This window comes from Acinetobacter sp. 148, assembly GCF_031196675.1.
Classification (GTDB): domain Bacteria; phylum Pseudomonadota; class Gammaproteobacteria; order Pseudomonadales; family Moraxellaceae; genus Acinetobacter; species Acinetobacter baumannii.
On sequence record NZ_JAVIMT010000030.1, the window covers coordinates 1 to 13475 of the forward strand.

The window sequence follows — 13475 nt, forward strand, 5'->3', positions numbered from 1 at the left end:
CCATCTCATTCCCTTTGCAAGCGAAAATTAAAATTTAATGACTCGAGCGTTTATTTTTAAATCAACACCAATGTTAAGCTTCTGTTTTATATCAATAATTATTTTAATTTTTTATTTTTGACTTAAATAAGCCAGTATCATGCTTGATAATTCTCGCTTAAGTTGTTGTTCTGAGATAAGAAAATTGTTTTGGCTTACATAACGCATCATCGTAAAAAGCGTACTATTAATAATTACAAAGGACTTATGCTTCACCTGTTCGAAGTCCCATTGATGAGGATTTCTACTGAATGTATATAACCCTACTTCAAAAAAATGCTTTTCTAAAATCTGAGCAGCTTGCGAATGACTATAGTCATGCCAATGTTTCAACACTTCTATAAAAAATCCATGATCGGCTTTTAATGCATTAAATCCCAACTCTATTGCTAAGGGAATGAGCAGCTCTAAAGGAATGTTTCCTTGCTGTATAACTAATTCTTTAAGTTGTTGCCCCAACAATTCGCTTTTACGGCGCAATAGTTCTTCTATGATTTGAACTTTATTCTCAAAGTATTGATAAATCGAGCCAACACTTACTCCAGATTTCTCTGCAATTTTAGGTGTCGTCGTATGTAGTAATCCATACTGGGCGATACACTGCTGTGTCGCCTCTAAAATATGATCAACAATAATTTTTGAACGCTGTTGCTGTGGGGCTTTTCTCATCGTTTTTTATTCGTTAAATGCGAATTGAATGCGAATAATTATTCATATTAGCCTATTTATTATTCAGTTCAATAAGTAAGTAACGATATGCAAATGATTAGCCCGACTCGACTTGCTTCTTTTAATGACATGCAAGACAGTAATTTCTTTACTCAGTTTTTAAATATCTGTTGTGAAAAACCAGTACAACCAAGCTATACGGAATATGTGTCTTTACAACATGCCCTTTATGAAGGGGATATTGAAATGGACAAGGTGATTGATTGGATTATGCAAAATCCCAAAGATCACCGAATAATTTTTGAGAAGATATTATTTCAAGGCCGTGATGAACTCTCTGAGCCTATACCTACTGAGTTAGAGAATTTCTTTAATTACATTGAACAAAAGCCTGAATGGTTAGATCAGCGCCAAATCGATGAGGCTGTTAAATTTACCCATCGTTTAGGAATAAATAATGGTTTTATTCTTAGAGATTTATCCTTAATGGCGGGATATTTATATCCGGGATTTAATCAACCCCTAATTTTAACGGGTGCATTAAAAAAAGAAGCGGGAACACGTTTAGCAGAAACCACAAAATGGTGGGTGGATATTACTGAACCTCAAGGGCTTTCTCGTTTGAGTGCAGGTTTTACGTCAACGATTTATGTTCGCTTTATTCATGCACTCGTTCGCCGGCAATTAAAAAAGTCTGACCGTTGGGATAGTGAGGTTTGGGGAATTCCTCTTAATCAATTTGATTTAGCAATGACTAATTTGGCTTTTAGCAGTGTCGTTTTACTCGGTATTAGAGCTTTAGGTATATGGCCAACAAAACAAGAGGCAAAGAGTTTTTTACATTTCTGGCGTTATGTTGGTTGGTTAATGGGTATTGATGAAAAATGGCTTATTCAGTCTGAACCTGAGGGTTGGAGGTTACTTTACTGGATGCAGTTTGCTCATCCTCGCTCCGATCACAGCAGTATTGAATTAGGATTGAGCTTGTCGAAAGAACCTTTTGAGAGAAAATATCTGCATTTACGCTCTTTACAGCAGAAACTTGCTTATCGACAACATTTGGAACTTACCCAATTTTTTATTGGTAAGAAAAGAATGAAACTACTCGGATTGCCTCAGCAATCTGCCTCATGGTTTGCTTATTATTTAATTGTGCGTAATTTACTACTTTATAATGGCGCAAAGCTTTCACCAAAAGTTGAAAAGTTTTTATCTAAATCAGGCCGTAATATACAAAAACTTGGCTTAACGCTGTATCAGAATCAAGGTAAGGCAAAAACCTTAGCAAGTATGCATCAATAATTCTGGAATCTAAAAAAGCAAAAAATGGAAGCCCGTTATCCAGACTTCCATTTTCAACTATTAAGAACCTTATTGAGCTGATGAACTATGCATTTCAGCGTGATTCATTTGCTCATGTGACTCCATCATCTGCTTCTTTTTTTGACTTGGCATGTAGTCAGGCTCATTGTTGATGGCCAAGTAAAAAATAATCATAAACAATACACTCAAGATAGAAGCCACAATAAGTAACTTCCATCCCCACCAAGACTGTTCAGGCGATAATTTATTAGTCATTTCATTTCTCTCATTAAATTAATAATTTCAGTTCTTTAATTCGCTAAAGCTTATTAAAACTTCATACTCATACGAACCCAGTAATTTCTTCCGATATTGTTAAACTGCTCTTCGCTCGCAAATCCAAAGCCTGCACTACCCGCTTTATTTAAGTGTTCGGTATAGGTCTTATCTAATACGTTATCAATGCCAACAGAGACATCAATATCTTTACGAAGGTTATAACTTCCGTTTAAAGAAAGTGTTGAAAAACCTTTACTTGGTTTTAGGTCATATCCCACGATATTACCTTGATGTAGACTCACACGGTTTTGCTCAGCAACAGCTCGCCATAACAGACCTAAGTTATATTTGTCAGCCACATAGCGAATATTTAAACGACCTTCTAAAGGTGAAATTTGAGGTAGAGGTTTGTCATCTGTGGTGTTTTTGCCCCACGCATACATCGCACTCAAATCTGCCTGAATACGGTCAGTGAATTGGTACCCAATACCCGCTTCTGCACCAGCGATGGTTGCATCGACATTTTTGGCTCCCGCAGTAATATCATGGCTCATATCATGTCCATCCATTCCCATACTTGGGTGATGGTGGTAACTCATTAATATGTAGTCATCTACTAAACCTGCATAGGCAGAAGCCCATGTGTTTAAAGCACCATGTTGTTGCTGAAAACCCAGGTCCAACTGTAGTGTTTTCTCAGGATTCACACCGTTAAAAGTATTGGTTGAACCCGCATTACCATGTTTAGGCGAGAAAAGTTCCCAATAATCAGGCATACGCTCTACATAACCTAAACCAATATAACTTTTTAGGTCATGCTCAGGATGTTGATTTTCCCAGCGAACAAATGCGCTTGGCAAAGTCTTTTCAAGCTTCGTGTTAAAGCCTTTTGCTTGAGAATCAGCACGTTCATCTTCAACTGTGACTCGATCTAAACGTGCACCTGTAACCAGCTTATTTTGACCGCTCCATTGATAACCAAGTTCACCAAAAGCGCCGTATGATTGAAAACGCATATCTTGACGATATGGAACATTCATAGAAGGCATTGTTGGCGATGACATGCTGCCACCATGTTTATTAAATTGAGAGTCAACGCCTGTGATCAAACTCCATTTGTTCCATTCAGAAGTCATTGCCAAACGTGAGTTTAATGTACGGCGTGTCACTTGCATGGCCATTGCATTTGGCATCAGCATGGTCATACCACCATGATTCATTTCAACTAATGGTGGTGTACGCAAGCTAAAGTTATCCATAATATGGTCGTTATAGCTATAGTTCACCTGCCCTTCAATTTTCTTGATCACATCAGTGATATTTTTCTTTTCAAAACGAAGCCCTAAACTTTCACGCGCAAACTGAGAACCATCCATTGAACGTCCAGCATAAAGCGATTCACCATCAGATTTTCCACCCGTGATTTCGACCCACGTGTTTTCATCTGGAGTAAAGCCAAGCGCTACATCAGCATTCCACTTTTTCCATGCTGATGGCACGGTATTGCCATCACCATCTTGATAACTATTCGATTCTGAACGGTTGGCATTTAAACGGATATATTTTTTCTCATCGCCAACAGCCGCTTCAATATTATGGTCAATACGCCCATATGAACCTAGCAAGACACTCGCTTGACCGCGATAGGGTTTTTCAGAGATAAGCTTTTCAGGCTGACGTTCAAATAGAACTGTTGCAGCTGAACCAGTATTGGCATATTGAACCGTTTGTGGTCCCTTAATCACAGAAATCCGGTCATAACTTTCTGGTGAAATATAAGAAGTTGGAGCATCCATTCGGTTTGGGCAGGCACCCAAGTTCTCTGTGCCATCCGTTAGAATTTTAATACGTGAACCAAACATACCCCGGAATGTCACATCACCATTTGTTCCACCGCTTTGAATTGAATTAAAACCCATAATACTTTGCAGATAGTCTGCGCCATCTGTAGCAGGTACTGGCTGAATCGGTTGCTTTGGGTCTGCATGTACGATCAGACCATTTGCATCGTTGCCTTGCTGTGCTGTAACAACAATAGGTGCTAATGAGTGAAGCGCTTTGGTATCGGCATCATTTTTTTCTGATTCGGCAAACACTAGACCCGAATGAGAGACAGCAAGCATCGCAACCCATAAAGGTTGTAGTAAAAATTTAGAATGTGGCATTTTTTATACGCTCTAAAACATAAATAAAGTGATATCGAAGTCAGTTAAGACCCCAACAAAAATTGCTTTTATTTATGCAAATAGAGGCGGCGCACGTCCTTGCGGGAGTAGGAAAAGTCGCTGTAGCGCAAAGTAAACATGCCGGAAAGCTTGTTGATACGCGACTAAGCGAACTTGTATACGAACAAGCACCTCTTTTACGCCAAATTCAGGTGGTAAAACCAAATTGGCATAAACGGTACAATATTGACACTGATGGTTTGCATCATGGTGATCATGATGGTCAGGTACTTGCGCCTGTTCGATATGATGCTGGTGATGTGAATGGTGCATGGCATGTGACATGGCTTCCGTCTGTGCTTTTGGTTTAAGCAAAGCACGGGTAATAGTTTCACAGACCGGAGCAATTTGATATTGCTTCGGTAATAGCGGCTGTAGAAATACCGCAATCTGTAAAAATACTGCTGCACAGGCAAGCAGCAAACCACTACGAAAAACCAAAAATCACATCCACACTATATTGGTGTTTGAAAAATATTAACGTTTTACCGCAACTTTTTCACGTTCGCGTTGGCGAACAATTTTTTCGACTTTTTCACGCGCACGCTGACGCTTAAGTGGTGACAAATAATCCACAAACAATTTGCCATTTAAGTGATCCATTTCATGTTGGATACAAACAGCGAGAAGTCCGTCAGCTTCTATCTCAAATGCTTGACCTTCAAGGTTAATTGCCTCAATTTTCACGCGTGACGGGCGATCAACTTTGTCGTATATTTGTGGCACTGATAGACAGCCTTCTTCGTACGGCTGCGTCTCTTCAGTCAGCGGAGTTACTTTGGGGTTAATGAAAACCATAGGTTCATCTTTAGATTCAGACAAATCCATGACGATAAGCTGAATATGACGATCGACCTGAGAAGCTGCTAAACCGATACCTGGTGCCGCATACATGGTTTCAAACATATCTGCTGCAAGTTGACGAATTTCATCAGTAACTTCTTCAACGGGCTTAGCAATGGTACGAAGACGGGGATCAGGAAAACTTAAAATAGGTAATAAGGCCATACTGTCGTCCTCACTTATGCCATTGATTGAAAAACCAAATGAAGGAAATACTTCATCGAAAAATTGTGTGTAAGCCGCCCATTATAACGCAACTGCACACATAATTTTTAGGAATTATCATAATGAAAAAGGTTTTTGACGGCATGGTTAATTTTCATGCCTTGGGGATAAAGAAGCATTTACTTGCTTTGGCGCTCTGTACAGGTGTCGCAATCGGTACGATAGCAGAGGCTCATGCAACCAGTCCGAACCATAATCCACCCTCACTAAAAAGTAATGCACCCAATGTATATGTTGTAAAACGTGGGGATACTTTATGGGATATTTCAGGACATATTCTAAATAAACCATGGCGTTGGCCTGAAATCTGGGCGAGCAACCAACATGTTAAAAATCCGCACTGGATCTATCCGGGTGACCGATTACTATTATGTAGCCTAGATGGGCGTCCTTTAGTCGGTAAAGATGAGGGTGACGGCTGTGTCGGTATTATCCGTCGCTATACAGGTCAAACCACAAACCTGCAACCACAAGTTCACGTCGAAGCATTAAATAATAGCGTTCCGGTTATTCCACTTGAACATATTAAACAGTGGTTAGAGAACAGTACTATTTTACCAGCCGACTCAATTACCAACACACCTTATATTGTTGGTACAGCCGATCAACGGGTACTTGCAGGAAAAGGCCAGACCATTTACGCACGAGGACAAGGCTTAATTAATGGGCAGCGTTATGCCGTTTACCGAGAAGGTGAACCTTACTATTTCACAGACAATAAAGGTAAAAAGCATAGTTTAGGGATTGAGCTACTACAGGTTGCTTCAGGTGTTGCGGTATCTTCTGAAAAAGATATTACTACATTAGAACTAACAGATAGTTATAACGCTGAAGTACGTCGTGGCGATCGTGTTATGCCTGAAGAGCAAGCTACTTTGCCAACATTATTTTACCCAGTAGATGCGAAGCAAGTGACGGATGGTGGCAAGATTATTCGTGTCATGGGTTCAATTGGTAGAGCTGCAAAAAATAGTGTAGTGACTTTGGACTGCGGTACAACCCAGGGCGTTCAAGTAGGCCAAGTTTTTGATATTACTCAACAAGGTGAATCAATTCGCGACCCTAAAACCAAAGAAGTAATTCAACTTCCTGGCCAACAAATTGGCAGTCTAATGGTTTTTAGAACTTTTGATCAGCTAAGTTATGCTTATGTTTTAGAGAGCGATTTACCAATTAAGGTTGGTTCAAGCATTCAGCCACCTCAATTTAATGATTAATGCTGGATGTACCTTTTACAATGCTCACTCAACTTTCTTCACACCACTACCACACACTTAAAGTGTGGTATTTGGTGCAGCACTCTTTAGTCAGCTTTAAAAAAATTATTGATTATTTTGGAAATTGTGAAAAAGCCACTCAACCTGATGGTTTAGCAAAGTGGTCCTCTCTGGGGCTACATGCTAATCACTTAAAGCGTGTAAACGAATTTCAAACGCCCCAAGGTCAAGCGCAGTTTGAACAACTTGTACAACAAGTTCGTCAGCATACGGATTTTATTTTAACGCCGGATGACTCTGGCTATCCCACTCAATTACTTCCTTATACAGATCACCCACCTATTATTTTTGGGAAAGGTCAAGCGCAAGCTTTATTGCAACCTCAAATTGCGATTGTCGGTAGCCGAAAGCCAAGCCCACATGGACGACAGGTCGCTTATGATTTTGCCTATTACTTAAGTGAAAAGGGCTTTTTCATTAGTAGCGGTCTGGCTTATGGCATTGATGAAGCCGCTCATCAAGGTGCATCTACTCATCAACGTACCATTGCAGTGACGGGTACGGGCTTAGACACTACTTATCCAGCTCAAAATAAAAAACTTGCAGAACATATTTTGGCTAAAAACGGCGCCATTATTACTGAGTTTTTACCGGGTACACCACCATTACAACAACATTTTCCACGGAGAAACCGAATTGTCAGCGGTTTGAGTTTAGGCGTTTTGGTGGTAGAAGCGACATTAAAAAGCGGCTCACTCATCACGGCCAATAAAGCTGCTGAACAAGGTAAAACCGTATTCGCGATTCCGGGTCATATTTATAGCGAGTTTCATCAAGGATGCCATCAACTTATCCGTGAAGGTGCAATTTTAATCGACCATCCTGAACAGATTATTGAGGATCTTGCTTTACCAACCCAATGGCAAAGTCAGCAACAAAATCAAACGGAAGAAGCTAATACGAATACTCCAGAAATTCCTGAGCATTTGATTGACCTTTATCAGTCTTTAGACTGGGTGGGACAAAATATTGACCAGCTTGTAGTTCACCATAATATTCCAGTTTCTGAACTGACCTCTTCACTAATGGAACTAGAACTACTCGGTTTATGTATGCAACAATCAGGGCTGTATTTACGTTGTCGTTCTTAGTATTAGAGCGCACAATAGCGATTCTGTTTGATTGAAAGGAAAGTATTACCATGATTACGACCTCAGTGACCGAAGCAGCCGAATGTTTACAACAAGGTCAAGTTTTGGCATATCCAACTGAGGCAGTCTGGGGACTAGGCTGTGATCCATTTAATGAACAAGCTTTTCAAAAAATTCTTGAATTGAAACAGCGCCCTATTGAAAAGGGCGTCATTTTATTGGCTGGCCATATTAGTCAAGTAGAACATCTACTAACTTCCTTACCGCAAACTACTCAGCAAGAAATTATTGATTGCTGGACAAACCATCAACCCTCAGAAAGAGCCACAACTTGGCTATTACCTGCTGATCAACACATTCCCTCATGGATTAAAGGCGAGCATCCTCTTGTTGCAGTACGTGTAACGACACATCCTTTATGTGTCGCTTTATGCAATGCTTTTCATGGTTTTATTGTATCGACGAGCGCCAACCCTAGTGGACAAGAACCTGCACATTCTTTACAAGATGCCTGCCAATACTTTGGTTCACAATTAAACTATCTCAATGGTGATTTAGGCCAAAGCCAACAGCCAAGCCGCATCATTAACGCCTTAACTGGTGAAGTGATACGCCCTTAATTCCAGACAAAAAAAAGCTCAGTTATATAGGGATAACTGAGCATAAAAAAGGATGGGTATATACCACATCCAGAGGGTTTGGATATCTCTTGAACGAAAGAAAAATTGCTTAAAAGAGCATCTTTCGTAGTGGTCGCTATTATGTGGCAAGAGACTTAATGTGAGAAATATATTATTTCTCTAAAAAAAGCATGAAAAGTGTAGGGAATTTGGCGTTTTTAGCAGTTGAATTAAAATTATATTAATATTTTTATTGGCCTTTTTTAATATTTATGTTACACAATCTTTTCATAAATATATTTATAAATCATATAGAAAAGCTTAGATTGATAAAAAACTGGCATATTTTCATCACTTTTTTTAAAAATATGCCATGGTTTTTTTATGATTCTTAATTTTGCTCTGGCAAAAGATCTGATTTTTTAGAATTAACCTTCTTTTGTGCCATGATAATGCCCACCAGAATCATAATTCCGCCGAAGGTGTGATATATGGTCCATTGTTCAGATAACCAGATACTTGCAATAATGGCGGTGAACACTGGCACAAGATTCATAAAGATACTGGTTCTATTTGGCCCAAGTTGTTGTACGGCTAACATCCAAACTAGCGGCGCAATGAGTGAAGCAAATACACCGGCATAAATTGCACTTGGCGCATTTTGTGCATTTAAGGCATCCAGACCAAACCAGAAAATTAAAGGAAGATGGAACAGCACGGAAAACCCAATCTGAACGTATAAGCTTGTCATAATTGGAAGTGAGAGCTGCCATTTCTTTAAGAAAACTCCATAAAATGCATAGAAGAATACGGCAATAATCATCAATGCATCGCCAAGGTGCCCGCCACCACTTAAAAGCTTATTAATATTTCCTTGGGACATAACGTATAGCAGACCAGCAAAAGACAAAATACTGCCAAAAACTGCAAAGCGATTAGGCACATCTTTTAAAATGGCAAGCGAAACAAAGATCGTAAAGATGGGAATAAATGCATTCACAATCCCCATATTGGTTGCACTAGTATAATGGGCAGCCGTATAAGCCAAGCCTTGATAAAGCACCATCCCAAATGCACTTAACACAGCAAGCTTAGGTAAATAGGGTATTACTAGTCGTCTTTGTCTCCAAACAGACAAAAACATAAATGGAGTCAAAATAATGAAAGCGATTAACCACCGATAAAAGCTAATACTTACCGCAGAAATATAGTCCGAGACATAGCGGGTGACTACAATATTTAAAGACCAAATCAGTACTGCCAGAATGGGAAAAATAAATGCCCATTTGTGATATTTCATGACCTGACTCATAGTAATACACCAACTACAAAAGAGACTTTATTTTGAAGAATGTCTTAATAAATTGAAATATCGTATTTCCGACATTGATATTGAACTTAAGACATCATTTATTTTTTAAAATAATGTCCAAGCTTTCATGGCATGTTCTACCACTTTATGTAATTGTTCGGTATTTGCACCATCTCTAGCCTGAATGGTAAGCCCCTGAATAACAGTCGCATAAAAATCAGTGATTTCTTGTAGAGGGGCATTAGTAGGCAAATCGCCCTGCTCTACACCTTGTTCGAGACGTTTTAATAATTTTTCTTTAGTCTTTATTCGCTTATCTAAAAGATTTTGCTGTACCTCTTGTGTGGCATCAGAACAGTTCATAGCAGCAACTACCAACATACAGCCAGCTGGCTTATTGGGTTGAACCAATCGTTTTACATTGTCATAAAGATATAACTCAAAAGCAATTTTTGCAGTTTTTGCTTCTAAAAATATCGTTTCAATAGGACATGCTTCATGAGCGAGATAATAGTCAATACTTTTGTAAAACAAACCTGCCTTATCGCCAAAAGCACTATATAGGCTAGGCGCTGTAATTTCTAAAGCATGTGTTAAGTCACTAATAGAGGTGGCTTCATAGCCATGTTCCCAAAAAAGTAACATAGCTTTCTCTAACACTTGCTGCTCATCAAAGCATTTAGGGCGTCCACGCTTCTTTTTTAACGTGTCCTCATTAACAAGATCTGTTTCATGCCTATTTGTCATAAAGATCACATCTATTTTTATAACAATCGTTATTAAATTAATTGACGTTCAATTTTTTATCAACTATTTTATTTTCATAATGATCGTTAGTTAATTATAAATTTGCCTTTCTTCACTTCGAATTTAGCAAAGTAAGGATTTTTTTATGGACCAATCTACTACCTCTAAAGCACGACCCATGACTTCCACACAAGGGAGCTAGTTTGCTATTTTGGCTGTTGCCATCGCAGCCTTTGCCTTGGTAACGAGTGAATTTTTACCTGTTGGTGTCTTAAATAGCGTTGCAGCCGATTTACACATTTCTGTAGGTACAGCAGGTCTTATTATTACAGTACCCGGCATTATGGCAGCGATTGCAGCCCCTCTATTACCCGTTTCAGTAAAGCAACTTGACCGCCGTTATGTGCTTATTTTACTGACTGCTATTATGGTGATTGCCAATACCATTACGGCTTTTGCAGAAAACTTTCATGTTCTATTGTTGAGCCGTTTGATTTTAGGGATTTCAATTGGTGGATTCTGGGCAACAGCAATTGCCTTAAGCGGTAAGCTCGCACCTGCAAATTTACCTATTGCCAAAGCAACTGCTGTAGTAATGGCTGGTGTAACTTTCGCCACTGTATTAGGTGTACCGATTGGAACATGGTTAAGTGAGTTTTATGGGTGGCGCAGTGCCTTTGGAATTACAGCTGCTATCGGTCTTGTTGTATTAGTGCTTCAGCTTATTTTTTTACCAAAACTTTTACCAGAGTCAGCAATACATATTCGTGATTTACCTGCATTATTACGCACACCTAAAGCACGTAGCGGCATGCTTATTGTTTTATTAATTGGACTTGCTCACTTCTGTGCATATAGTTATTTAGCCCCTTTCTTTAAAAATGTAGCCGGGTTTAATGGCACAACTATTAGCTCATTATTATTGCTTTATGGAATAGCCGGTATTTTTGGCAATGCATTTGCAGGGTACAGTGGTAATTTAAATGTTCGGTATACCTTAGCTTTCGTTGGAACTTGTTTTGCCATTGTATTCTTTGGCTTCCCAATCTTTGCTATCCATGAGTTTGGTGCCATTGTCCTTACAGCATTATGGGGCTTCGCATTTGGCGCATTCCCTACCTCTGCCAATATTTGGATGTTTGTACACGCACCTCATGCTGTAGAAAAAGGTATGCCGCTTTTTGTTGGTATGTTCCAAGTCATGATTGCTACAGGATCATTATTAGGTGGTTATGTAGTTGATCATTTCAATGAAAATACTCTAATTTATGGGGTATTAAGCTTCGTTGCCTTAGCTTTAATTAGTACATTTACCTTAGCCAAAGGTTTAAACAATCCCAAAGCAACATGTGAAAATTAGAATATTACTTAGAGTAGACCCATGAAAAATGAGGACCAACAATTTTCTTTATTAGAGAGTATAGAAGTTCATGAATTTCTATACGAAAAAGAAGATATTGTTCGTCCTCATGCTTCCCTATGGGGAGATTTTAATTTTAGTTTAAATGGTATTTTAGAAATACAGGTAGAAGAGCAAATATACTTGTCTCCTCCAAGCTATGGGCTTTGGATTCCCCCTCAAACGGTTCATCAATCTACCCATATCGATCATGAAATTCATTATATCTGCATTCGTTTACACCCTCGACTTTGCTCTATTTTAGGAGATATCTGCCGATGCTTTAGTATTCAGCCCTTCTTTCGAACCTTAGTTTTACAAATATTGGAACAACAAAAACAAACGGAAAAGCCTGAATATTTAGAACATCTTTTACAGGTTTTATTCGATCAATTACAACAAGCACCCGCCTATTCTCATTATTTACCACAAACACGACATCCTGTTTTACTGCCAATTTTAGAAAAGCTTTCAGATCCATTACTTTTTAATCTCTCTTTACAGCAGTTACTTCAGAACTTTTCTGTCAGTGATCGTCATCTATTACGCTTAAGCCAACAAGAACTACAACTTTCACTATCCGAATGGCGCAATCGAGCCAAAATTGTTTACGCCATTCATCAGATCCGTCAAGGAACACCGATTAAACGCCTAGCATACGATTTAGGATATCAACACAGCTCAAGTTTTATCGAATTTTTTAAAAGATATACAGGCCAAACACCTGTTCAAATCAGAAATAATTAGATAGTAAAACTGCTTTTGTATATCTTTTTATTTTTTGAACACGAATATTATTGCACTACTCAAGAATAGCAGTTAAAACAAATGCGCTACTTGATATCAATTACAATCTTCAGGAAAGACTCATGACTCAATCTGTATATCATATTCCAGTAAAGGCTATTTCAGGCGAAACGGTTGACCTTGACCAATATAAAGGGAAAGTTTTATTAATCGTAAACACAGCGTCTAAATGTGGTTTAACTCCACAATACGAAGGTTTAGAAAAGCTGTATCAAGCAAAGAAAGATCAAGGTCTTGAAATCTTAGGCTTCCCTGCAAACAACTTTAAAGAACAAGAGCCTGGTTCGGATGAAGAAATTCAACAGTTCTGCTCATTAAACTACGATGTTCATTTCCCACTTTTCTCTAAAATCTCTGTAGCTGGCGAAGATAAACATCCACTTTATCAAGCGCTAACAACAGCTCAACCAGAACGCATTGGAGAAGGTCCTTTCCGTGAGCGCTTAGAAGGTTTAGGTATTCCTACTAACCCTGCCCCTGAAGTGTTATGGAACTTCGAGAAATTCCTAGTAAATAAAAACGGTGAAGTTGTTGCGCGTTTTGCACCTAACTTAACAGCAGACGATGAACAAATTGTAAAAGCAGTTGAAGCGGAATTAGCTAAATAATTTTTGCATCAAATTAGGGTGTGTTGACACTT

13 protein-coding genes and 1 pseudogene are annotated in these 13475 nt (G+C 38.8%); 7 read left to right on the plus strand and 7 right to left on the minus strand.

The genetic code is table 11. From position 1 onward, the window contains the following. Positions 1–137 precede the first annotated feature (137 nt). A pseudogene (locus tag RFX69_RS05700) lies at positions 138–708 on the minus strand (TetR/AcrR family transcriptional regulator). A gap of 87 nt (positions 709–795) precedes the next feature. On the opposite strand from RFX69_RS05700, the gene RFX69_RS05705 reads away from it, so the two are divergent. Beyond that, positions 796–2010 carry an oxygenase MpaB family protein gene (locus tag RFX69_RS05705; protein WP_001177956.1) on the plus strand — a complete coding sequence of 405 codons (1215 nt, stop codon included), beginning with the start codon at positions 796–798 and terminating at the stop codon, positions 2008–2010. Positions 2011–2079: 69 nt separating this feature from the next. On the opposite strand, the gene RFX69_RS05710 is transcribed toward RFX69_RS05705, so the two are convergent. The 4 genes from RFX69_RS05710 to def all read right to left on the minus strand — a co-directional run bounded on the left by RFX69_RS05710 (position 2080) and on the right by def (position 5522). Further along, on the minus strand, positions 2080–2286 hold the full coding sequence (locus tag RFX69_RS05710) for a hypothetical protein (protein ID WP_000182542.1): 207 nt from the start codon (positions 2284–2286) through the stop codon (positions 2080–2082). A gap of 53 nt (positions 2287–2339) precedes the next feature. Further along, positions 2340–4454, minus strand: coding sequence for a TonB-dependent copper receptor (locus RFX69_RS05715; protein ID WP_272407002.1), 2115 nt, complete (start codon positions 4452–4454; stop codon positions 2340–2342). A gap of 72 nt (positions 4455–4526) precedes the next feature. Then, on the minus strand, positions 4527–4955 hold the full coding sequence (locus tag RFX69_RS05720; protein ID WP_000231981.1) for a DUF2946 family protein: 429 nt from the start codon (positions 4953–4955) through the stop codon (positions 4527–4529). A gap of 36 nt (positions 4956–4991) precedes the next feature. Continuing rightward, a complete protein-coding gene (def, locus tag RFX69_RS05725; protein ID WP_001196539.1) occupies positions 4992–5522 on the minus strand; it encodes a peptide deformylase in 531 nt (176 codons plus the stop codon). Between the two features lie 122 nt (positions 5523–5644). On the opposite strand from def, the gene RFX69_RS05730 reads away from it, so the two are divergent. Genes RFX69_RS05730 through RFX69_RS05740 form a run of 3 tightly spaced genes read left to right on the plus strand, consistent with a single transcriptional unit; the run spans position 5645 to position 8570 of the window. After that, entirely contained in the window at positions 5645–6799 is a 1155-nt protein-coding gene (locus RFX69_RS05730) for a LysM peptidoglycan-binding domain-containing protein (protein WP_289332415.1), read from the plus strand. A gap of 20 nt (positions 6800–6819) precedes the next feature. Then, positions 6820–7950: a DNA-processing protein DprA gene (gene dprA / locus RFX69_RS05735; protein WP_043960458.1), complete on the plus strand. Its 1131-nt coding sequence runs from the start codon at positions 6820–6822 to the stop codon at positions 7948–7950. A gap of 50 nt (positions 7951–8000) precedes the next feature. Continuing rightward, the gene (locus tag RFX69_RS05740; RefSeq protein WP_000633612.1) at positions 8001–8570 is read left to right on the plus strand and encodes an L-threonylcarbamoyladenylate synthase; all 570 of its coding nucleotides are present in this window, start codon (positions 8001–8003) and stop codon (positions 8568–8570) included. Positions 8571–8961: 391 nt separating this feature from the next. On the opposite strand, the gene RFX69_RS05745 is transcribed toward RFX69_RS05740, so the two are convergent. Both RFX69_RS05745 and RFX69_RS05750 read right to left on the minus strand, forming a co-directional pair. After that, on the minus strand, positions 8962–9882 hold the full coding sequence (locus RFX69_RS05745) for a DMT family transporter (RefSeq protein WP_289332416.1): 921 nt from the start codon (positions 9880–9882) through the stop codon (positions 8962–8964). A 105-nt stretch (positions 9883–9987) separates the two neighbouring features. Then, on the minus strand, positions 9988–10638 hold the full coding sequence (locus RFX69_RS05750; protein WP_109850634.1) for a TetR/AcrR family transcriptional regulator: 651 nt from the start codon (positions 10636–10638) through the stop codon (positions 9988–9990). 199 nt (positions 10639–10837) lie between these two features. Here RFX69_RS05750 and RFX69_RS05755 point away from each other — a divergent pair, with 199 nt between their 5' ends. From RFX69_RS05755 to RFX69_RS05765, 3 genes are all read left to right on the plus strand, one after another. Next, entirely contained in the window at positions 10838–11989 is a 1152-nt protein-coding gene (locus RFX69_RS05755; protein ID WP_289332417.1) for an MFS transporter, read from the plus strand. Positions 11990–12010: 21 nt separating this feature from the next. Beyond that, entirely contained in the window at positions 12011–12775 is a 765-nt protein-coding gene (locus RFX69_RS05760; RefSeq protein WP_000786954.1) for an AraC family transcriptional regulator, read from the plus strand. A 122-nt stretch (positions 12776–12897) separates the two neighbouring features. After that, positions 12898–13443 carry a glutathione peroxidase gene (locus RFX69_RS05765; RefSeq protein WP_000194676.1) on the plus strand — a complete coding sequence of 182 codons (546 nt, stop codon included), beginning with the start codon at positions 12898–12900 and terminating at the stop codon, positions 13441–13443. Positions 13444–13475: the final 32 nt, after the last annotated feature.